Raw genomic sequence first — 22096 nt, 5'->3', positions numbered from 1 at the left:
ATTTTTAAAAGGAATGGTTATGTTATCTACTTATACCCCTCAGCGTCGTCCATCGTGGCGCGGTGTCATTGCCGGTCTTGTCATGGGAATGATTGTGGTCATGGCGATGATTGCTCTCGCTTTGGTACTCAGCTCATTCTTACCGTTTGATTTAAAAGGTACTAGTATTGCTGGTGGTATTTATGCAGCTGTTACCGCCTTGGTTAGTGCGTTCGTGGCAGGTTATTTTGCGATCAAGTTTTCAGCGCCAGAAGCTTTGTTTGGTGATGGTACAGACATTGATCCAAAAGATGCTACGCTTACGGGTATGTTGACGGCGGCTTTGATCGTTTTATTGACTACTTTTTTCACACTCAGTAGTGCCACTGGTATTTTGGCATCAGCAGGTAATGTGGTTGGCGGAACCGTAAGTACAGTCGCTAAAACAGCGGGTGGCGCTGCTGCCGCTGGCACAGCTGCTGCTGGTAAAGCCTCTCAAAGCGAAGGCGTACAACAAAAAGCGCAAGAGATTTACCAGCGTGTATCGGGTGATATCAGCGAACAAGATATCCAAGCCATGGTTGCAAAAAATACGCAGAATTTAGATCAACAGCAAGTTGCAGCGACCAGCCGTGTGGTGGAAGACCTTGTCAACGGTACTAAAAATGAAGTTGCTGAAATGGACTTCACCGATTTAGATACATGGCGCAACATTGATGATTATGCAAAACAACGTATGGCATCTATCGAGCAAACTTTAGAAGGCCCTGAATTTATCGCTCGCTTGCAACAAGAAGGTTTGAGCGAAGCAGAAGCAATTCAGGTTCGTACGGAAGTTCAGCAGTCATTTAACGAATACAAAATGAAAACTGAGCAGACAATTGCAGAAGCCAGACAAGCAGCTGAGCAAAGACTACAGCAAGCTGAAGATGTTGCCCGTAAAGCAGCATTATATAGTGGTCTATTTTGGTTAATCAGCACATTGTTGACTTTCATTGCTGCCACTATGGGTGCAAGAAGCGCCGCTTCAAAATATCGTTTAGCCAAGCCTATGGTTACGCTAAATGACAACGTTCGCTAAGATACTGGCTAAAAAATCAAAGCGACACTAATATCCTATTCGTATGACATAAAAAAAGCCCGATCATCATTGGTGATTGGGCTTTTTTATGGTTATTATTTTTAGCCTATCCTTTATTTCTACTTTTAGTCATTCATGGTTATAAACCTTATTGCCAACTCATTTAATACTCGTTACTATCGCTACGATGGGAGCTTTTATGACCTGTATTCGCAGGTTTTAAACAATAATGATTGGCGCTATGAAAGGACGTGGTTGGCTATGTTCGGTATTGAAAACTACCTAGGGTTTATCCTCGCGGCTATTTTACTCAATCTTACTCCTGGTACAGACAGTATGTATATCATTACTCGTAGTGTCTCTCAAGGGCAGAGCGCAGGACTGTATTCTGTTTTGGGTATCACCACGGGCAGTTTAATTCATACTTTGTTAGCCTCGTTAGGCTTGTCGGTTTTATTGGCTAGCTCCCCCACTGTCTTTATGCTTGTCAAATATGTTGGTGCAGGTTACTTGTGTTATTTAGGATTCAAAATGCTCACGAGCAAACAATCCTCATCGATAGTAAGCAGTCTGCCTCAAAACACATGCGTTATCAGACAGCGCAAGATAGAGGGTTGGCAAATTTATAAACAAGGCGTCTTGACCAATGTGTTTAATCCAAAGGTTGCCTTATTTTTTATCGCCTTTTTTCCGCAGTTTATCAATCCCAGTTACGCTTATGGCATGCTGTCATTTTTAATATTGGGACTGACCTTTGCGACCACGGGTTTTGTATGGTGTTCGTGTTTGGCATTATTAGCGGCTCGGTTCAGCAAAAAACTGCGAGAAAAACCTTCTATTGAAGTCATATTAAACAAGATCAGCGGTCTTGTCTTTATTGGTTTAGGGATTAAATTATTGACTGAGAAGGGTTAGGTAGAAGTGCCTAAGTTATTCATTTAGGCTCTGTGGCAGATAAGCACTATGCCAAGTAATTTTCAAAATATGAAAATACAACCTTGTAATTACTAGACATACGTAGTCTAATCGACCTGATATCAATTTAATTAATATGCTTATAATAAACTTCACAATTATTAAATAGTCAGATTATTCATATATGGATTTTTAAATGGCAAAAAAAATAATACTGGTCCATGGGTTAGGTGGTACTAAAGATGGTACTTGGGGGCAATTCCCGAATCTTCTAGAAGGAGACAGCGATATAGATTTTGATATTCTCCTTCTTGGTTATGAGTCTCCAAGTCTATGGCAAGTATGGAAGCGAACTCCAAGCATTGTCAATATTGCTGCTGGTTTATTAACTGACATCAAAGCTCATTGTGACATAGAGAATGATGAAATTATTTTGGTAGGTCATAGCCTAGGTGGAGTCATAGTAAAGAAAGTGCTTTTACTTTTAGCAAATAAGCATATCTCCCATAAAATAGTAAAAGTTTGCTTTTTCGATGTTCCACATGATGGTTCAAGTTTCGCAAATGCTTTAGCTTTTATTTCATGGAGGAATTATCACTTAAAGGGTTTACGTCGTGATTCTAGTGAACTGGATGACCTAAATGATCAGTGGAGCAATACTAATCTTAATGGTGTTCTAGATATTTTAAGTATTATTTCAGCTAATGATGATATCGTCTCTTCTTCTAGCTCGAAAAGTATTTTTAGAGGACATGCAGTTGAAACAATCAACAACGTCAACCACCGTTCAATTGTTAAGCCAAAAGATACCTTTTCGTCAGCTTATATTGTTTTTAAGGGTTTTGTTTTAAAAAAAAACACAGTATCCAGATATAGGAACTCGGCTTCCCGCAACCTTGAAGATTGGAAAAGTGTCGAAAGAAAACATAGTTATCCTTACGTAAGTGATGACGCGCGAAAAAATAACTTTGAAGCCCTTACTGATGCACTAGAATTAAAAAAAGCTATAGTTATAAGATTAACGGGTGCATCTGGGCTAGGTAAAACACGCTTACTGTTAGAAGCTATTGAAACCTCTACCTCTATTGATGATTCCTGTGTGCTTATTTTTGATTCGTCTGGACACGATACAATAATTAAAGAAAGTATCAAAAGAATGGTTGAAGATCGCGTTCATGGCCTAGTTGTTATTGAAAACTGCAGTGTTGATTTGCACGAAAAACTGGTGAAAGAGGTCAATAAAACAGAGTGCTTGCTAAAAGTTGTTACCATTGGTTACTCTGATGAACAAGTGGACGACTCTATTCACATTAAACTTTCTCCTTTGAAGAACGACTCTATAAAACAAATTCTATTGCCAATACTGGTTGAAATGGATTCAGGTGAGGTTGATCGAGTAGCTCAATTTGCTCAAGGCTATCCCTTGATGGCGACACTCATAGCTGAACAATATCAAAAAGAAGGCCAGCTACTAGGCTCTATTGAGAGTAGTTCTGTAATAAGAAAGCTGATTGATGGTGACGGGGGTATAACGGATGCAGAAAAAGAAATATTGTCTGCTTGTTCACTATTCGATGTTTTTGGTACAGAAGAAGGTACAGCTGGTGAAGAAGCTAAGTACATTGCAGAAGTTGTCGCTGAATCAAGCCTAAGGATATTTGATAAGGTACTAAGAGAATTCACTCGTCGGCAGATCATAAATCGTGCAGGAAGGTACGCTAGGCTAGTTCCTAAGCCACTTGCTGTGACATTAGCCTCTGAATGGTGGGAAGAGGCATCTTATGAACGTAAACAACAACTAATTGATACTATGCCTGAATCTCTCATGCAAAGTTTTTGTACGCAAGTAGCATATCTTGATAGCCAGCCAAGCGTTCAACGATTTTCAGATCAATTGTTTGGAGGGATTAGCCCTTTTGTTCAAGCGGAAGCGTTACTTACAGAAAAGGGTTCGAAACTCTTCCGCGCATTTGTAGAAGTAAATCGTGAATCAACTAGCAATGCCCTGTACAATATTTTGTCTACATTCAGTCACAAAGATCTTGAAGCTATAGATGGAAACACTCGAAGAAACTTGGTTTGGGGACTAGAGAAACTATGTTTTCATTCTGATGTATTTGAAAAGTCAGCATGGTGTATGTTACTGCTTGCATCAGCTGAAAATGAAAGTTGGAGTAACAATGCAACTGGTATGTTCGCTCAGTTATTTCAAGTAAATCTATCTGGAACACAGGCAAATCCTAAAGTTCGCTTCGATGTACTAAAACGGGCTATTAATACTGAAGACTCTAATATTGACATCGTAGTCCTAGAAGCTTTGAGGCAGGCCATTGATACTTACGGGGACAGACGAACAGTTGGTGCTGAATATCAGGGGACCAAAGCTGGACTTGAAGAGTGGCGGCCGGAGCTATGGCAGCAAGTTTTTGATTTCTGGAATATAGCTTTTGATTTAATGATAGTTCTACTTGAACGGGGTGATACTCAAAAAGCTAAAGTCCTTTTTAATATAGGTAATTCAATTAGAGGGTTTGTTAGTCAAGGTCGTATAGCAATGTTGGACACTGCCATAAAAAAAATAGTAGATATCAATGGTCGTTATTGGCCAGCAGCTCTAACCAGTATTAAAAATACCTTAAAGTATGACTCGGAAGGTATGAATCAAGAAACAACAGAGATGCTTAACAGTTGGTTAGCTTTGTTAAGCCCACAGGATTCTGAACTACCAGAGAAACTAAAAATCATTGTGACTGACCCTCCTTGGGAACATCATCAAGATGAAAACAACAAATACATTGATGTGGCTGCAGAAAATGCAAAAGCCCTTGCGAAAGAGCTCTCCAATAATATTGAAGAATTTCTACCTCATATTAGTATATTGTTGCAAGGTGATCAAAAGCAATCCTATTCCTTCGGTTACCAATTGGCATACGAGTTAACTGACATTACACCATTGATTGATTTGGCATTTGAGTGCTTAGTTAGTATCGAACAGCCTGATACGAGGTTAATTTTAGGTTTCTATAAAGGCTTATTCGAGCAATCACCAAAACTATGGCAAAAAAATATTGATCGACTAGTTTTAGATAGCTATTTAGTACATTTTTATCCTGATTTTATTAGAACTGGTAATATCCAAAAAGCACACTTAGACACACTATTACAGCTCATTCAGGGCGAAATACTATCACCAAATAGTGCGAATGTTCTTAGTTATGGTAGTGTAACTAATAGTGTTGAACCTCTTGTGATAGCTAATTTTTGTTTGCAACTTTCCGAATTAGGGGAACAAGCAAGTTGGACAGCACTTAATATAATTTATATGTACTGCTTTAGTAATGCAGATAGTATGAAAGAGTTACGTTGCTCCCTTAAGCACTTAATTATTACTGTACCTCTACATAGTAAACTTAACGATACACGTATAGATATTCATCACTGGAATGATTTAGCAGAAAAGCTGATGAAAGTAAACGATCCTGTATTTGCCGTTGCACTTTCTAAAAAGATTATAGCTGATTCTGAGGATGGTTTGGATCATGGTGATATCTGGTCATATATCAAACCTCTATTATTAAATCTAATGCGTAATTACAGCGATATTCTCTGGCCAATATTCAGCAATGCTATAATTGAGGCAGATGTAAGAAAGCGTTATTGGTTAAAACAACTACTAGGTCGAACAAATGGATTGGTACGTAACTTACCTAGTGTACTATCTGTAATCCCTGTAAGCGATATCATACATTGGTGCAAAACACACCCAGAGATTGCGCCAGTTTTTATAGCTCAATCTTTGAATATTTTAGAAACAATTGATAATGAAGTACAGCCAACGCAATTGTTTCTAAAATTGCTTGAGAATTTTGGCACTAATCAAAGTGTTGCTAGTTCGCTTAGAGCCAATATGAGTTCCCGTGGTTGGTCAGGCTCTCTAGTTCCTTATTTAAAATCTGATAAAGCTGCTTTTACCCCTTTGTTAAATCATGAAAATTTAAATGTGAGAAGTTGGGTTAAAGACCATATTTCTTATATCAATCGCCAAATAGATGAAGAGTCAAGACGAGATGAAGAGCATGGCTTTGGGCTTTACTGATAATTTCAAAATATCTTCCCAGCGAGTTGTATAATAACTTGATATAATCAGAAAATAGTTTGCCATGTCACAGACTCTTTAGTGGAAATATTTTTATTTTCTTTATCTTAGCAACACCTATTCAAGCTCGTTGCTCTTAAACATCTTTTGTCGAAGGTGAAGTGTTTATATAAACCCATAAAAAAGCCCAATCCCTTACTTTGACGGGGATTGGGCTTTTTGTCATATAAAGCTTAACTAATTACTAGCCTGCCTCTTTGCTCTCAGCAGCCAATTGACGTAGTACATAGTGCAATACGCCGCCATGACGCACATATTCACGCTCTTTTGGTGTCTGTAGCATGACGTTGACGTCAAACGTTTCAGTCGAACCATTAGCGCGTGTGGCAGTGACGCTTGCGGTCTTGCTCTCACCATTGTCGAGGCCTGTGATGCTGAGCACCTCTGAGCCATCGAGCTTGTAAGTCTCAGCATTTTCGCCCTCTTTAAAGGTCAATGGTAATACACCCATACCGACGAGGTTAGAGCGGTGAATACGCTCAAACGAGCTGGTCAATACCGCTTTTACGCCCAGTAGAATGGTCCCTTTAGCCGCCCAATCACGGCTAGAGCCAGAACCGTACTCAGCTCCGCCCAATACTACGAGTGGACGCTTATCTTCCTTGTACTTCATTGCTGCATCATAGATGGCCATTTCTTCACCATCTTGTAATGTGGCATTGTCGCCTCTGAAGTAATAGGTATAACCACCCTCTTTGCCACCCATCATAGTATTTTTGATACGAATATTGGCAAAGGTACCACGAGTCATGACCGCATCGTTACCACGACGTGAGCCATAGCTATTAAAGTCGGCTTGCATCACACCACGCTCTTGCAAGTACTTACCGGCTGGTGAATCTGGATCGATATTACCTGCTGGCGAGATATGATCGGTCGTGATTGAATCGCCGAATAATCCGAGGATACGCGCACCTTCGATATCAGGAATACCTTCTGGCTCCATGGTCATACCATCAAAGAACGGAGGGTTTTTGATATACGTTGACGCTTCATCCCATGGATACAGTTGGCTATCCGCTGAGCTGATCGCGTTCCACGCCTTGCTACCGTCGAATACTTCGCCGTAGTTTTTACGGAACATATCAGCATCGATGTTATTGGCAATTAGCTCGTTAATTTCTTCTGAGGTTGGCCAGATGTCTTTTAGATAGACATCATTGCCGTCTTGGTCTTGGCCTAGCGGATGGGTCGTCATATCGATATCGACTGTACCAGCCAGCGCATAGGCGACAACCAACGGTGGCGATGCCAAGTAACTGGCTTTGACATGCGAGTGAATACGACCTTCAAAGTTACGGTTACCAGATAGCACCGCTGCCGCTACCAAATCATTCTCTTCGATGCCTTTTTCAATCTCTTCTGACAATGGGCCTGAGTTACCAATACAAGTGGTACAACCATAACCGACGAGATAAAAGCCTGTTTTTTCTAGCTCATCCATCAGATGGGTTTTTTCTAAATAATCAGTAACGACTTTAGAACCCGGTGCGAGTGAGGTTTTGACCCATGGCTTGGCTTTTAGACCTTTGGCAGCGGCTTTCTTGGCCACCAGACCGGCACCAATCATAACGGCTGGGTTTGAGGTGTTGGTACAAGAGGTAATGGCGGCAATCACGACTGAACCGTCGCGCAGTTTGTGCTCTTTGTCATCAATATTGACGCTTGAGAACACATTATTAGCTGGCTGGTAGCCTTTGCTATCGTCAGTTTTGGTATCTACATCAATCTTTGGTTCAGCAGCTAACGTATCGGCCTGTACTTGCTCGCCGCCTTCTTGGTCAAAACGAACTTTGCCTTCAACTTCTGACTTACGATCTTTGGTCATTTTTTCTAACGTTTCACCGAACTTCTCATGCATATCAGACAGATTAATGCGTTGCTGCGGTAAGTTGGGACCTGCCAGTGCTGGCTGTACAGAGGATAAATCCAACTCCAGCTTGCTAGAATACGTAGCGGCTGGCGTGTCTGCATCATGCCACAAGCCTTGCGCCTTCGCATATTTTTCGACCAGCTCAATTTGTGCTTCGTCACGACCTGATAGACGCAGATAATCAATCGCCATTTGATCGATTGGGAAAATACCACAAGTTGCGCCATACTCTGGAGACATATTGGCAATGGTGGCACGATCGGCAAGCGGCATACTGTGTAAGCCTTCACCATAGAACTCAACGAATTTACCAACCACACCATGTGCACGTAGCATCTCAACGACACGCAATACCAAATCTGTTGCTGTGACCCCTTCGGTCAGCTTGCCCTTCAGCTCAAACCCAACCACTTGCGGAATCAGCATTGAGGAAGGTTGACCAAGCATCGCCGCTTCCGCTTCAATACCGCCCACGCCCCAACCGAGCACACCGATACCATTAATCATCGTCGTATGACTGTCTGTACCAAACACGGTATCTGGATACGCTGTCAGCTCACCGTCTACATCGGCTGCCATCACCACACGCGCTAGATACTCAAGGTTGACCTGATGTACAATACCTGTTGCTGGCGGTACGACAACGAAGTTCTCAAATGCGTTACGGCCCCAATGCAAAAACTCATAACGCTCATTATTGCGCTTAAATTCGATTTTTTCGTTTAAATCTAGCGCATCTTCGCGGCCATAAGCATCGACTTGTACAGAGTGATCCACAACCAATTCACTTGGGATAAATGGGTTGATTTGCTCGGCTTTACCGCCAAGCTCCACCACCGCATCACGCATGGCTGCTAGATCGACGACCGATGGCACGCCTGTAAAATCTTGCAACACCACGCGCGCTGGCATAAAAGCGATCTCTTTTGACGCTTCGGCACCTGCATCCCAATTGGCAACGGCTTCGATATGGTTTTCACCAACAGATTGACCACCATCTTCATTGCGCAATAAATTCTCTAAGACGATTTTCATACAAAATGGCAGTTTGCTGATATTTGCAAAGTTTTTGGTCAGCTTTGGCAAACTATAATAGGCATGTTCCTTGCCATCGACCGAGATCGTATCTTTTACATTAAAAATATCACTCATGGTAGCTTCCTTATCGTTGTTATGGGTTCTGGACATAAACCGTTAAATGTTTATGCGGATGATTGGTGGCTAGATAACTAAAGATGTTGCTCACTATCTATTATTTACTAAAAATGACTGTTAGTAATGATTAGTCGTTAATAGAGAACCATTCAAAATAGAGATATACGTTGGCAGTCACAGTACGACCATACAATAGTACAAACATACTTCTGAGTGCTCAACACTATCTCTATTTACCATAACAAACATCCATTACTTTGTGAACGCTTAGACGTTGTCAAATCGTGGCACAATCGTAAACGGCACAATGGTTTAACGCTTTATTGATAAGTATCTAGAAGCTTTTATCCTTTTGCTTTTTGGCGACGTCCACTACGAAAGACATAGGGATCATCGTAAAAATGAGTGTGCTCATTTTCAGAGCAAAAGTGCGGCACACCCAAAATTGGCAGTGGCGATAAATGACGCGGCGTAACCCCATCTTGACATAATACCTCGTTCATCTGTTGAGCAAGTGCATCGTCTAGATACGCCATGCGTTCAGACAAGGGCAATACAAAGAAATCCTGTGTCACATAAATAACAAGACTGTGCGCGCACAAGGGTTTGCGGGGTTGTATCAACTGCTCTAGCAGCGCATGACCAAAAATATAGACCGCTGCTTGTGCGTGACGATTCACTTGTGTTGGATTGTCCCACTGCGCACGCGACGTAACCAAACTTGCTTGCCAATCAAATGCTTTTAATCCTTCACCAATGCCTCTATCAGACGTAACCAGTATTGCACCATTCTCATCAAAGACAGTAATCGTATCGCGAACCCGCCCTCGACGCTCGCCAATGCCCTGCGCAGCAATTTCTAGCATATGGTGATAATTTAGCAGCGCTTTGGTCTTTGGGAATGTCAGCCAAATACTGCCGTTAAATAAGTCATGCAAATTATCACGCGTGGGTATATTGCCCGTCTTCGCGATAAAACTCTCGTACGCGTCCCCTTCAGGTAGCGCGTTTTGTGAAACGAATGTTAACGTCTGTGCTTGATTGCCCTGAGTGGGCTTGGTGGTTGGGACATCAACTTGCACGTTTTTTTGGTGTAAGTGTAAAGCGTTATTTAATATCCCAGCGACAATATCAATTGGTTGGTCGTCACGTATTTCACCGTTGCTTTCCTCATAAAAACTGCTTAAATGATGAACCGTTTTACTCAGATAATCTAACTGGTTTAAATGACAAAGCCAAGGCGCTTGCCAGTCAATATCAGCAAATTGATTATCAAGTATAGGTAAATCATTAAAGGAGGCATGAGAAGGTGTTTTGAAAGGTAAATCAGTCGCGGTCATATGAGCGATCCCTATTAGACGTATGGCTGGTCTATGGTATCATGGTGCGCTTTTTTACAGCTAGATGAGCCGCTCGAAAGGTCTTTTTGAGCGCGATTGATTAATGAGTGTCTATGGCAAATTTTAATACCCACTTAAACACTGCATTTATGGTGAGTGGTACGCTAAGTTTAACGGTTTATAAAGCAGGGTTAGTTGACGATTCAGGGTTTTTGATGTGCGTGGCGCTGGGTACCATCGGCGGGCTTTTGCCCGATTTGGACTCTGATCACTCAACACCGATCAAGCTTGGGTTTAACATTACTTCTTTTGTATTTGCCTTCGGTCTTGTCATGCATTGGCGCAGTGAGTTGAGTTTATTGGCGCTAATAGCGTTATGGTTAGCAGGTTACTGCTTCATGCGTTATACCGTTTTTTCGGTCTTTACCAATATAACAGTGCACCGCGGTGTCATCCATTCTGTGCCTTATATGGCGATAATGGGACTGGGACTCACCTGTCTTAGTTATTATGGGTTGCAAATTCCGCTGATGGCCAGTTGGTTTTATGGTTTATTTTTATTTGGCGGAGCGTTGGTACATTTGGCACTTGATGAGCTGTATAGCGTCAATTTATCCAACATGAAAATGAAGCGCTCATCCGGTACAGCGATGAAATTTTATCAACACAAAGATAAGTGGTGGTACTTATTAATATATGCGGTACTGGCTATGCTGCTGTATCTGTCCCCGCCCTTTGACCCTTTTTGGCAACAGCTTCGAGACCCAGCACCGTGGGCACAGTTAAAAGTAGGAATTTTGCCTGACATCGTAGAAGACATGCTGCGTGAGAGGCCATGATGATGCTTGACGATCAAAATGCTTTATTATAATCAGTGAAAAGTAATGTCGATATATCAAGCACGGCTAATATCAATTTTCTAGCTTGCTGTGCCTGCGCAGACAGAGGATAAACCTTATGAAACTATGCCCTTGCCGAATCGCACCCTCGTTGACTTTTTTGACAAAACCCATCGCTTATAAAGACTGCTGCCAGCCTTATCATGAAAGCCTTTGTCACGAAGAAAATGATAGAGCAGACGGTATAAAAGCAGAAAATGCCGAGCGACTGATGCGCACGCGTTATAGTGCCTTTGTGTTGGTCAAGCCAGATTATATCGTCAAGACAACTTTACCCGCGCAGCAAGCATTACTGGATATCAAGTCGATTGAGTCATGGGCAAGACAAACGGATTGGGCAGGATTAGAAATTGTAGAGCACACACCAAAGCTGGGTAAACGCCATGCACAGGTTGAGTTTAAAGCGTATTTTAATACCAAAGATAATGCAGGTAATTTAGCAGAAAAAATACAAGCGCATCATGAGTTGTCTAACTTTGTGACAGTAAAAGACAAAAGTAGTAAAGATGCGCGTTGGTACTTTTTAGATCCGACTGTCGTGATGAATGTAAGCCAAAAGCAGCCATGCATTTGCGGGTCGGGAGAGAAGTTTAAGCGCTGTTGTGGAGAGTATTTAGTTTAATCAGTACTACTGTCTTAACCTTTTAAAGTCCGTGACTGTTAAGGTACATAGTTATCAAATTCCCAATGAAAATACTTTGATAAACCGTTGGATATCTCGTTTTCGTTCTTATCAATGCTTTCCTCTTTGATTAAAGCATTAATGAAATTGAACAAGATATATTTATCAAGATTCTTCATCACAAATATTGCTTTCTTCCGACAGTAAACTTCGTAATCTTTCATAATGATATTGTCAGAGCTAGGACAGTAGTCATTGGTGACATCAAAGTAAAAAAGACTACTACCCCTATCCTCACCTAATATTAGGTAGACCGTTAGAACAAAATAATCACTATTTTTGAATTCAAAACTATCAAAACTTTGATGATCATCAAAATATATGTGTTGAATCGATAGCATTGCTCAAGCCCTACCATCTAAATTAAAATGCTCTAAGCAAAAGCTTTACCTAAACACTCGCCCCAACCGCTCGTGCAATCGCAATGCCTTCCTCAACCGTCAAAAACTTGCGCTGGCTTGGGCTATCTTTATAAATAACGTCACCATCTTGAAAGATGAGACATTCATTGACAGCCAGTTGCTGCCATTTCTCATTTTCAGTCAGTGGGACAGTCACCAAGATAGTCACTTTGTCCGTGTCTGTGGTGACATCACCAAAGTTAATCGCCATATCATCATCCGCGAGTTTGGCTTCGCCAAACGGCGCTTTACGTGTGAGATAAAACAATAAACTACCTGCATATGCCATCTGCCATCTGCCATTGGATATCAGACAATTAAATAGACCGTTTGCAGAGAGATAACGACATTGCGTGGTCAAAAAATTAAACAGTGTTTGGTCATCAGGACGGGTTTTAAAGGTGCTTTTTAAACGATTCACCAAATAACAAAATGCCATTTCAGAGTCAGTTGACCCTACTGGTTGGCAATGTGATGCATTACCATTGTCTTGTAGACGTTGACAGCGTTTAATGAAGTCGCTATTCATCTGACCATTATGTGCAAATACCCACTGCTCGCCCCACACTTCACGGACAAACGGATGCGTGTTTGCCAAGCAGTTTTGGCCTTGAGTGGCTTTACGAATATGCGCGATAACGTTCATTGCTTTGATTGGATAGTTATTAACCAAGTCCGCTACAGGAGATTCATGGCTGGGACGATTGTCGTGAAACAAGCGCAGTCCCGTTGACGCATTTGTCGAATCATTATTAGTACAGTCACTACGCTCAAAAAACGCAATGCCAAAGCCATCTTCGTGACTGTCCGTCATTCCGCCGCGCTTGCGAAAACCAGCGAAGCTAAATCCAATATCGGTTGGTGTATTGCAGTTCATTCCTAAGAGCTGACACATTTATAGAGTACCGCCGTTATGATTGTCTTTTGCAGGATTTGCAGTCGCGTTTAGCGCCGTTTCTGTCGGCTCATCAAACATCTCGTAGGGAGTCGTCTCCCCTTCTGTATCAATACTATCCAAAATACGCTGAGCCTGTGCCAGCTCGGTATCCTGAACCCATAGTACAATGCCTGAATTCATACCGGGCATTGCGCTAAGCGGCTGTAGCGACACGGTGATGCCATTGTTGCGCAGCAGATTGGCATGCAGCTCGCCTTGCATGTTGGTATCGTAACGCGCCAGTTTGTGCCAGTTATCAATGTGATCGGTCATGATACATTCCTTAAAAATAATGATTTGTAATCTTCACAAATGATAAATTTATACCAGTATTCTTAATAAAGCTCGAAACCCTGTGACCAATTAATCTGACCAAGTGGGTATGCATCAATATGAAAACCGTTAGGGTGGTCTCTAAATCCAGGCTGGTTTTTTAGCTGCGCCATCGCGGTTTGCGCTTGTTGCTCAGTGGCAAATACGCCTATTAACTTATAATCTTCAACATCGTTGTTTCTATCATCACCCTTGTAGCGTGCATGCTCAAGGACAAAAACAGTATTTTGCGCTTTTTCTACCTGCGACCAATGATAAGCGGACAGACGTTTCATCAAATCAGGGTTTTTGACCATGATATTGTCGCCCGTGCGCCCTTCCGTACGGTTATAGTGGATCACATTCAAGCGTAATAACCAAAAAATAACCGCCGCTTTGGCAAGCATCACTGGCAAGGCGCGTTTTTCGTCATCACCAAGCGGACGCTTAGATTCGTATCCTTGCAAAAACGCTGCCATTTTACTGCGATCAAAATTCACCGACTCGCCTTGTTCGGCATCGCCCCACGTCGTACAGAAGTCGTTAACAGTAATGGCAATATCCATCACATAATGCTCGGCACTGACCTCAGTGAAATCTAATAGCCCTGTTAGACGAGACTCCCCTTTTTGGAGATGCCAAAGTGTGTTGTCCGCAAACATATCTAAATGACACAAACCCTTTGGCAAGGTTGCAAGCGGCAATTCTGTATAAGCGCGCCAGATATCACTCATCAACTTGGCTTCATCACTTGGCATAAATTGCATTTCACGATCGCGTACCTCACTCCATGGATATAAAGGCACACCATATTGCTCGCTTGGTTGTAGCGCTTGCAAGGTCTCATGTAGTAACGCGAGAGCGGCACCAATCTCATGACACATGGCTTGCGTCGTTTGCTCTGGATGCGTCCCTGCAAGGCATGGCACTAAAGTGATGGCTTTGTCTTCATAATGAATCACATAACGCTTGTCCTCGATGTCGCCATCCACCTGAGCACTATTTGACTCAATAACAGATAGCGGCGCAGCAACGGGCAACTTGCCATTCAACTGATTGAGAATAACGGCCATTTTTTCGATATCAGCAGGTGGACGTTCTTCAAACAAGGTAAATACGTAAGAGTATGTGCCATCTGTATCATCAGTCGTTTGAATAAACCAGTTTGAGTTTTTGATACCCTGCGTAATTGGAATCGCGCGCGCAAACGACACGCCAAAGCTTTGGCAAAAGGCGGCAAACTGGTCATCGGTTAACTGGGTATAGACGGACATGACATCTCACTTGTAATCGTTAAATGGTAGAAATAGTTAAATAGTAAAAGTAGCGCGTAAAATAATACATTGAATTTGGGTCAAAATATATGTGACAACAGATAGTAATAGTGACCATTACCTTGCTGATAAGCAAATTTTAAATATCGCTAAACAGCTTTGGCTGCCACCTACTCTATATAATTTGGTTGATACTATAGAAAATGGCAATAAGATAAAGTAACGATAAGCCGCAATTACGTTAACTGGCACATAAACTAGGCATTTTTTGCAATCTCTAAGCCTTTTTCAATCGATAAATAAACAGGCGATGTAGGTACATCTTGGTAAACCTTATGTCCATCGGCAAAAATAATGCACTCGTTGACAGCAAGCTGCTGCCATTCCTCATCAGATGTCAGTGGCGTGGTGGCAAAGACTGTGATGACATCGCTTGCCTCATTGACGGTCTCAAAATCCATCGTTACATCCACATCAATGAGCGCCGCTGACCCAAAGGGGGCTTGCCGCGTCACATAAAACAATAAAGTCGTGGCATAGCCAAGCATCCATTCGCCATTGGACAGCAGACAATTAAACAATCCGTAATTTGCCAAAAAACGGCACTGCTCTGTTAAAAACACATACAGCGTTTGTGCATCAGGCTTGTGCTCAAAACGGTCTTTGAGTTGATTGAGCAAGTAGCAAAAGGCAAATTCTGAATCGGTATCGCCTACTGGAATATAATGATTAGATTTACCTTGTTTGCCTGTTGCTTGATTAATGGGGTCGCTATCTGAGGCATCTCTGATGGTCATTTTACCGTTGTGAGAAAACACCCAAGCCTCGCCCCAAATCTCACGGGTAAAGGGATGGGCATTACATAATAATTGATCATCTGACTTACGAATATGGACAATGGTATTGGCCGCTTTCACTCGGGTTTGACTGACCAATTCGGCAAGTGGAGAATCCATCGCTGCTCGATTGTCACAGTAAAGTCGTATGCCTGTCGGCTCAAAATAAGCAATACCAAAGCCGTCAATATGGTCGTCGGTCAAGCCACCGCGCGCCCGAAAACCCGCAAAAGAGAAACTAATATCGGCTGGATTTTTGCTATTCATGGCGAGCAGTTGGCACATAAGCAACCTTTGCATTTGTTTTGTAAAATAGTTACGCGTATCATAGCATTTTATACGATTCATCTTTGTATTCTTGCACGAATTAATAGGCGGTTTTATGCTAGCAAAACGTATCATTCCCTGTCTTGATGTGGATAATGGCCGCGTGGTCAAAGGTGTCCAGTTTGTCGATATCAAAGACGCAGGGGATCCAGTTGAAGTCGCCAAACGCTACAACGAACAAGGCGCGGATGAGATTACTTTTTTGGATATTACGGCCACCAACGATGAGCGTGATACCACGTATCATACGGTTGAGCGCATGGCTGAGACGGTATTCGTTCCGCTAACCGTCGGTGGCGGTGTGCGTAAAATCGCTGACATTCGCAATCTATTAAATGCTGGTGCGGATAAGGTTGCGATCAATTCAGCTGCTGTGTTTACGCCTGAGTTTGTTGGTGAAGCGGCGCAAAAATTTGGCAATCAATGTATCGTGGTGGCAATTGATGCCAAGCGCGTTGCAGATATCGAAGTGGATGGTATTGTCGTGCCGCGTTGGGAGATTTTTACCCATGGCGGACGTAAACCCACAGGTATTGATGCCGTTGCTTGGGCGCGCAAAATGGCAGAGTTGGGTGCGGGCGAATTGCTGGTCACCTCAATGGATGGCGATGGCACCAAAAAAGGCTATGATTTGGCGCTCATGCAACACATCACCAGTCAAGTGAATGTCCCTGTTATTGCCTCAGGCGGCGTTGGTAATCTGCAACATTTGGCCGAAGGCGTCTTAGAGGGCGGCGTAGATGCTGTGCTCGCCGCCAGTATTTTTCACTTTGGTGAGTATACGGTCTTAGAGGCCAAACAGTACATGGCATCACAAGGCATACAGATGCGCTTATAAGACATTGGTAAAATGCCAATAAATCATAAAAAATGTTATCATAGTACTAACCACTTATTTTTATTCATTTAACTGCCTGTTTTTTGACGACTCATTCATCAGTGAGCCGACAAGCAAATCAATTATTTGAATCTATTGCTATATTTAACGCTCTGTTTCCTCTTATATTTCCATTGAACGCCAATTAGGCAAAGGATTTTTTATGTCAAATTTACAACAGCAACGCAATGACGTGACCCATATCGATGGTAATTTGCATCAAAACGCCGACGCCCGCATCGGTATCGTGGTCGGTCGTTTTAACGGCTTTGTCGTTGAGTCATTGGTAGATGGCGCCATTGATGCGCTATTACGTCATGGCGTTTTGGGTAGCAATATTACCGTGATTCGTGTGCCTGGTGCCTTTGAGCTTCCTTTGGTTGCCCAGCGCGCTGCTGAGTCAGATCGTTTTGACGCCATCATTGCTTTAGGCGCGATTATCCGTGGTAGCACGCCGCACTTTGATTTTGTCGCAAGCGAGTCTGCAAAAGGCTTAAGCAGTGTCGCCATTGATTACAACATCCCAGTTGCAAACGGCGTTTTGACCACTGACAGTATCGAGCAAGCCATTGAGCGTTCTGGCACCAAAGCAGGTAACAAAGGCTCAGAGGCCGCTATGGTCGTGCTCGAGATGATTGCCGTGTTGTCACAGTTAGATATTGACGATGAGAGTGACGTCGCTTAACTTTTGAATAAAGTAATCTTTATTTAAAACAAGATTATATGTTTAAACTCATACTGTCTGATATAAATTTTACGGATGCGGCTTTTTGATAATAGCCGCATTCACATGACATTAGCCAGTACCAACAACTGGTTGTTTATTGAATTTTCACCGTCTTTCTATCCTTTTTTAGAATATAAAAATCTCACTCAAATCATTAAGAGCATTATGAGTGGAACGCTTGCCGACCATGATGACGCACGTTATTGATTTATATTTTAAATAGGTATTATCTCAAAATTTAGGTACAGACCCCCTATGACTGACCAACTCAAGCGCGCTATCAGCGCTGCGAAAACCGCACAAGCCAACGATCCACAAGCTGAAGCTACTCGCATAGCCAGCAGCAGTGCGGGTGATCAAACCTTTGATATGAGTGAGTCTTCTTATAAGACCAGTCACACCGCTATCCGTAAGGCAAGACGTTTTGCCATGCAAGGTCTATACGAATGGCTGGTTACTGATCGCCGCTTCGACATAGATGGCAAGCTTGGTTGGAAGGCCAATGCCCCACACGATATCGCTGCCCGTACACGTGCGACCAATGCCATGCACACAGTACATATCGGTTATTATCATGAAATGATGCGCGATATCCCAGAGCAAATTGAGACGCTAGATGCGCTTATCAGCCAACATCTTGATCGTGATATCAACAAATTAGATACGGTTGAGCACGCCATTTTGCTGATTGGCGCTTATGAGCTACAGAATCGCTTTGAGATTCCTTACAAAGTCATTCTTGATGAAGCAATGAAGTTGAACAATCATTTTGGTGCCACTGATGCGCACAAATTGATCAATGCCGTACTCGATAGAATGGCCGTGGAACTGCGAGTCATTGAAATAGAAGCCGATAGCAAAGCCAATCTGCGCACGTCACAAAAAGCAGCGGCCAAACAGTCTGAAGCTCAAGCAGTCGACACGCCTGAAGCAGCAACGGTAGAAACCGCTAAAACTGATAGCGACAATCAACCGACGGCATCAAGCAAACCGCGTATCAGCGCCAACAATGCCAGCGTCAAACGTAATAGCGCGAGCAAAGCCAGTGCCAATATCAGTGAATTTAAAGCGAATAAAAAAGACGCTGACGCCAAAAGCCAAGACTGATTAATCATGAATGAGTTTGAGCTGATTGAGCGTATATTTTTGCAGATGCAAGCCGCACAGCCTTTATCAAGTGGTCTTGAAAAGGGTATTGGTGATGACGCTGCCGTCATGACCTTGCCTGTAGGTTCGCGTTTGGTTAGCTGCATTGACACACTCGTTCAAGGTCGACATTTTAGTGCGGACTGGGAGCAGATTGAGAAGCTTGCCTTTGCTATTGGGTATAAAGCGGTGGCGGTTAATGTCTCAGACATTGCTGCCATGGGTGCAACGCCGCACAGTATTTTACTGGCAATAGCCTTGCCCAAACGTCTGGCAACAAGCGAATGGCTTAGCGAATTTGCCAAAGGCTTGTTTCATGCCTGTCAGCTATTTGGCGTCAGTTTAATCGGTGGGGACACCACGCGTAGCGATAGCTTAGTACTTAGCGTCAGTGCCCAAGGCATATTGGCAAAAGATACGCCCGCTATCTACCGCTCAGGGGCACAGGTTGGTGACAGAGTATATGTGTCAGGGACATTGGGCGACGCCAGTTATGCGTTGCAACATCCTGACAATACTCAAGGCGTGGCACTGGCGCATCGTCTGCACATGCCGACGCCTCGAGTTGCACTGGGAGCCGCTTTAGCAAAAATCGGCGCAACAGCGATGATTGATATCTCTGATGGTCTATACCAAGATCTTGGACATATCTGTCAGCAAAGTGCTGTTAATATCCGTTTGAATTTAGAACAGTTACCCAGTAGCACGTCTTTGTCAGTCGTTGATCTGTCCGAGCGTTTACTGTGTCAGTTGGCTGGTGGTGACGATTATGAATTGGCTTTTACGTTGCCAGCTCATGTTATTCCTCCTGCCAGCAACGTCCCTGTTACCTATATTGGTGATGTTATCGCAATAGCAGATATGACAGGTATTACGACAGGCAGTACTGTGCCTGTACGTCCTGAGCTTTACTATCAAGGACAGGCAGTCACCCCAACCCATCCAGCGCCATTTAGTATATGGCCTACGCTTACTGGTTACCAACATTTTACAGGTTAACCCATGATCGACCATGATTTATCTAAGCCCGATATTCGTAAAGCCAATGACTGCCCGCCTCTCCCAGTAAATGCCAGTATGCTCGATCGCATGATTTATTGGCTTGGACTGGGTTTGGGTAGTGGCCTGCCCCGCCGTGCGCCTGGTACTTGGGGAACGGTAGGTGGTTTGATTGTCGCCATACCTCTTTTAAGCCTTGGATTTTTACCATTTTTGCTGATTACTGTTTTATCCTCTATCCTTGGTATTTGGATATGTGGCCGTACCTCAGAGCTAATGAAAGGGCATGATGACCCCCATATTGTGTGGGATGAATGGGCCGGCATGTGGATTACCTTATTGCCTTTTTCTTATATGAGCATGACGGCTGATAGTTTTTGGCAGTATATTTCGCAGCCATTTTCCCTCGCTGCCTTACTTCTGGCTTTTGTACTTTTCCGCTTTTTCGACATTATCAAACCACCCCCAATTGGTTGGGCTGATCGTAAAGTCGCAGGCGGCTTAGGGGTGATGCTCGATGATATTATTGCGGGCGTCATGGCAGTTGTCGTATGGATAATTGTGATGATGGTTTTTTCTCTTTAGTAGCTATTTAATAGTATTAAGTTAAGAGTATTGAGCTTGATGACTTTGAATAATGGCTTTAAGTATCGCTACACACATTTTTTTATAGCGCTAAGTTACAAAGCTTGAACGTCATCACATCACGCCAAACAAACATTTACGCTATAATCGAATATTATATTTTGTTACATTCATAAGAGCTATTATGACATCTCCCCTTTCTGTAATTATTCTAGCGGCTGGTAAAGGCACGCGCATGCAGTCTGCCAAGCCAAAAGTGCTTCAAACTTTGGCTGGTAAATCATTACTTGGTCACGTATTGGACACTTGCCATAAGCTGACAGTTGACGAGACCATCATTGTCCATGGCTTTGGTGGTGACCAAGTAAAATCAGAAATCACCACTCAATATGGGCATTCTTCCATTACTTGGGTTGCTCAAACCGAACAATTGGGAACGGGGCACGCCGTTAAGGTTACTTTGTCTGACTTACCAAAAGAGGGACAAAGTCTGATTTTATATGGCGATGTGCCATTGGTAAGCTGTCAAACCTTATCTGCATTGAAAACGGCCAATACTGCTGGTATGTCTATGCTGACATTGACAGTAGATAATCCGTTTGGATTAGGCCGTATCAAACGCAATACAGAAGGTCATATCACGGCTATCGTCGAACAAAAAGACGCTGACGCTGATGAGCAAAGCATTCAAGAAATCAATAGTGGCATCTATTGTGTCGATAATGCTTTATTGCATAAATATTTGCCGGAACTGTCTAACGACAATGCCCAGCAAGAATATTACCTGACAGATATTGTCAAAATGGCCGTCGCTGATGGGATTACGATTGCTGCGATCGAACCTGAGCACACGTTTGAGATTGAAGGCGTGAATAACCGTCAGCAGCTTGCCAGCTTGGAACGTACTTGGCAAAGCAAATTGGTTGCTGATTTACAAGAAGCGGGTGTCCAGTTTGCTGACCCTACTCGTGTTGATATTCGAGGCACATTGACCGCAGGTCAAGACGTTTTTGTAGATGTCGGCGTGGTGTTCGAAGGCGATTGTACATTAGGCGACAATGTCTATATCGAAGCTGGCTGTATCATTAAAAACGCCCAAATTGGCAATGCGTGTCATCTCAAACCTTATTGTGTCATCGATGGTGCCGATATAGGTGCAGGTGTCGATATTGGTCCGTTTGCCCACTTACGCCCTCAGACGGTATTATCTGATAACAGTAAAGTTGGTAACTTTGTTGAAATTAAAAAATCCACGATTGGTCAAGGTAGCAAGGTAAATCATCTGAGCTATATTGGAGATGCGAGCGTTGGCACAGGCGTCAATATCGGCGCAGGCGTGATTACTTGTAACTATGACGGTATCAATAAATCACCGACGCTTATCAAAGACAATGCGTTTATCGGTTCTAACGCCAGTCTCGTTGCGCCAGTGACGATTGGCGAGACTGCGACAGTGGCAGCAGGCTCAGTGATTACCAAAGATGTGGATGCCAACGCCTTAGCATTTGGGCGCGCTCGTCAGACGCAAAAAGAGCAGTACCAAAGACCAGCTAAAAAAAATAGCTAAATCGTTAATCACGACATTAATACCAGTT

General features: G+C 42.9%; 18 protein-coding genes. 11 read left to right on the top strand and 7 right to left on the bottom strand.

What is annotated here, in order from left to right:
- The first annotated feature begins 19 nt into the window (after nucleotides 1–19).
- From CZ794_RS06630 to CZ794_RS06620, 3 genes are all read left to right on the top strand, one after another.
- On the top strand, nucleotides 20–1060 hold the full coding sequence (locus CZ794_RS06630; RefSeq protein ID WP_087040863.1) for a hypothetical protein: 1041 nt from the start codon (nucleotides 20–22) through the stop codon (nucleotides 1058–1060).
- 261 nt (nucleotides 1061–1321) lie between these two features.
- A complete protein-coding gene (locus tag CZ794_RS06625; protein ID WP_087040862.1) occupies nucleotides 1322–1975 on the top strand; it encodes a LysE family translocator in 654 nt (217 codons plus the stop codon).
- A gap of 196 nt (nucleotides 1976–2171) precedes the next feature.
- Nucleotides 2172–6071, top strand: a complete 3900-nt coding sequence (locus CZ794_RS06620) for a triacylglycerol lipase (protein ID WP_087040861.1) — start codon at nucleotides 2172–2174, stop codon at nucleotides 6069–6071.
- 244 nt (nucleotides 6072–6315) lie between these two features.
- Here CZ794_RS06620 and acnA read toward each other — a convergent pair whose 3' ends face one another.
- Both acnA and CZ794_RS06610 read right to left on the bottom strand, forming a co-directional pair.
- Entirely contained in the window at nucleotides 6316–9156 is a 2841-nt protein-coding gene (gene acnA, locus CZ794_RS06615) for an aconitate hydratase AcnA (RefSeq protein ID WP_087040860.1), read from the bottom strand.
- 347 nt (nucleotides 9157–9503) lie between these two features.
- Nucleotides 9504–10499, bottom strand: a complete 996-nt coding sequence (locus CZ794_RS06610; protein WP_087040859.1) for a DUF3025 domain-containing protein — start codon at nucleotides 10497–10499, stop codon at nucleotides 9504–9506.
- 113 nt (nucleotides 10500–10612) lie between these two features.
- On the opposite strand from CZ794_RS06610, the gene CZ794_RS06605 reads away from it, so the two are divergent.
- Together CZ794_RS06605 and CZ794_RS06600 are read left to right on the top strand one after the other, a co-directional pair.
- Complete coding sequence (locus CZ794_RS06605) at nucleotides 10613–11338, top strand: metal-dependent hydrolase (protein ID WP_087040858.1); 726 nt, start codon at nucleotides 10613–10615, stop codon at nucleotides 11336–11338.
- 118 nt (nucleotides 11339–11456) lie between these two features.
- Nucleotides 11457–12020 (top strand): YchJ family protein, encoded by a 564-nt coding sequence (locus CZ794_RS06600; RefSeq protein WP_087040857.1) that lies wholly within the window; start codon nucleotides 11457–11459, stop codon nucleotides 12018–12020.
- 38 nt (nucleotides 12021–12058) lie between these two features.
- Here CZ794_RS06600 and CZ794_RS14280 read toward each other — a convergent pair whose 3' ends face one another.
- The 5 genes from CZ794_RS14280 to CZ794_RS06575 form a co-directional block, all read right to left on the bottom strand.
- A complete protein-coding gene (locus CZ794_RS14280) occupies nucleotides 12059–12421 on the bottom strand; it encodes an Imm8 family immunity protein (protein ID WP_087040856.1) in 363 nt (120 codons plus the stop codon).
- A 49-nt stretch (nucleotides 12422–12470) separates the two neighbouring features.
- On the bottom strand, nucleotides 12471–13376 hold the full coding sequence (locus CZ794_RS06590; protein WP_087040855.1) for a class II glutamine amidotransferase: 906 nt from the start codon (nucleotides 13374–13376) through the stop codon (nucleotides 12471–12473).
- Complete coding sequence (locus CZ794_RS06585) at nucleotides 13377–13691, bottom strand: hypothetical protein (RefSeq protein ID WP_143515708.1); 315 nt, start codon at nucleotides 13689–13691, stop codon at nucleotides 13377–13379.
- A gap of 62 nt (nucleotides 13692–13753) precedes the next feature.
- A complete protein-coding gene (locus tag CZ794_RS06580) occupies nucleotides 13754–15004 on the bottom strand; it encodes a homoserine kinase (RefSeq protein WP_087040854.1) in 1251 nt (416 codons plus the stop codon).
- Nucleotides 15005–15261: 257 nt separating this feature from the next.
- On the bottom strand, nucleotides 15262–16125 hold the full coding sequence (locus CZ794_RS06575; protein ID WP_087040853.1) for a class II glutamine amidotransferase: 864 nt from the start codon (nucleotides 16123–16125) through the stop codon (nucleotides 15262–15264).
- A gap of 97 nt (nucleotides 16126–16222) precedes the next feature.
- On the opposite strand from CZ794_RS06575, the gene hisF reads away from it, so the two are divergent.
- The 6 genes from hisF (at nucleotide 16223) to glmU (ending at nucleotide 22068) form a co-directional block, all read left to right on the top strand.
- A complete protein-coding gene (hisF, locus tag CZ794_RS06570; protein WP_087040852.1) occupies nucleotides 16223–17005 on the top strand; it encodes an imidazole glycerol phosphate synthase subunit HisF in 783 nt (260 codons plus the stop codon).
- Nucleotides 17006–17207: 202 nt separating this feature from the next.
- Complete coding sequence (gene ribE, locus CZ794_RS06565; RefSeq protein WP_062845688.1) at nucleotides 17208–17729, top strand: 6,7-dimethyl-8-ribityllumazine synthase; 522 nt, start codon at nucleotides 17208–17210, stop codon at nucleotides 17727–17729.
- 297 nt (nucleotides 17730–18026) lie between these two features.
- Nucleotides 18027–18878, top strand: a complete 852-nt coding sequence (gene nusB / locus CZ794_RS06560; RefSeq protein ID WP_087040851.1) for a transcription antitermination factor NusB — start codon at nucleotides 18027–18029, stop codon at nucleotides 18876–18878.
- A 6-nt stretch (nucleotides 18879–18884) separates the two neighbouring features.
- Nucleotides 18885–19916 (top strand): thiamine-phosphate kinase, encoded by a 1032-nt coding sequence (thiL, locus tag CZ794_RS06555; RefSeq protein WP_087040850.1) that lies wholly within the window; start codon nucleotides 18885–18887, stop codon nucleotides 19914–19916.
- Between the two features lie 3 nt (nucleotides 19917–19919).
- A complete protein-coding gene (locus CZ794_RS06550; protein ID WP_087040849.1) occupies nucleotides 19920–20501 on the top strand; it encodes a phosphatidylglycerophosphatase A in 582 nt (193 codons plus the stop codon).
- A gap of 184 nt (nucleotides 20502–20685) precedes the next feature.
- Nucleotides 20686–22068, top strand: coding sequence for a bifunctional UDP-N-acetylglucosamine diphosphorylase/glucosamine-1-phosphate N-acetyltransferase GlmU (glmU, locus tag CZ794_RS06545; RefSeq protein ID WP_087040848.1), 1383 nt, complete (start codon nucleotides 20686–20688; stop codon nucleotides 22066–22068).
- The last annotated feature ends 28 nt before the right edge of the window (nucleotides 22069–22096 follow it).

The sequence above is a fragment of the Psychrobacter sp. JB385 genome, from assembly GCF_900163785.1.
In the GTDB taxonomy this organism is placed as follows: Bacteria; Pseudomonadota; Gammaproteobacteria; order Pseudomonadales; family Moraxellaceae; genus Psychrobacter.
Note: the sequence above shows the minus strand (reverse complement) of the source record. Positions and strands in the feature narration are given on the sequence as shown.

Coding starts and splice junctions, on each gene's coding strand:
- CZ794_RS06605 (WP_087040858.1), top strand. CDS start 10,613: ATGGCAAATTTTAATACCCACTTAAACACTGCATTTATGGTGAGTGGT.
- CZ794_RS06625 (WP_087040862.1), top strand. CDS start 1,322: ATGTTCGGTATTGAAAACTACCTAGGGTTTATCCTCGCGGCTATTTTA.
- CZ794_RS06550 (WP_087040849.1), top strand. CDS start 19,920: ATGATCGACCATGATTTATCTAAGCCCGATATTCGTAAAGCCAATGAC.
- ribE (WP_062845688.1), top strand. CDS start 17,208: ATGTCAAATTTACAACAGCAACGCAATGACGTGACCCATATCGATGGT.
- CZ794_RS06590 (WP_087040855.1), bottom strand. CDS start 13,376: ATGTGTCAGCTCTTAGGAATGAACTGCAATACACCAACCGATATTGGA.
- CZ794_RS06620 (WP_087040861.1), top strand. CDS start 2,172: ATGGCAAAAAAAATAATACTGGTCCATGGGTTAGGTGGTACTAAAGAT.
- CZ794_RS06610 (WP_087040859.1), bottom strand. CDS start 10,499: ATGACCGCGACTGATTTACCTTTCAAAACACCTTCTCATGCCTCCTTT.
- glmU (WP_087040848.1), top strand. CDS start 20,686: ATGACATCTCCCCTTTCTGTAATTATTCTAGCGGCTGGTAAAGGCACG.
- acnA (WP_087040860.1), bottom strand. CDS start 9,156: ATGAGTGATATTTTTAATGTAAAAGATACGATCTCGGTCGATGGCAAG.
- nusB (WP_087040851.1), top strand. CDS start 18,027: ATGACTGACCAACTCAAGCGCGCTATCAGCGCTGCGAAAACCGCACAA.
- thiL (WP_087040850.1), top strand. CDS start 18,885: ATGAATGAGTTTGAGCTGATTGAGCGTATATTTTTGCAGATGCAAGCC.
- CZ794_RS06580 (WP_087040854.1), bottom strand. CDS start 15,004: ATGTCCGTCTATACCCAGTTAACCGATGACCAGTTTGCCGCCTTTTGC.
- CZ794_RS06575 (WP_087040853.1), bottom strand. CDS start 16,125: ATGTGCCAACTGCTCGCCATGAATAGCAAAAATCCAGCCGATATTAGT.
- hisF (WP_087040852.1), top strand. CDS start 16,223: ATGCTAGCAAAACGTATCATTCCCTGTCTTGATGTGGATAATGGCCGC.
- CZ794_RS06600 (WP_087040857.1), top strand. CDS start 11,457: ATGAAACTATGCCCTTGCCGAATCGCACCCTCGTTGACTTTTTTGACA.
- CZ794_RS06585 (WP_143515708.1), bottom strand. CDS start 13,691: ATGACCGATCACATTGATAACTGGCACAAACTGGCGCGTTACGATACC.
- CZ794_RS06630 (WP_087040863.1), top strand. CDS start 20: ATGTTATCTACTTATACCCCTCAGCGTCGTCCATCGTGGCGCGGTGTC.
- CZ794_RS14280 (WP_087040856.1), bottom strand. CDS start 12,421: ATGCTATCGATTCAACACATATATTTTGATGATCATCAAAGTTTTGAT.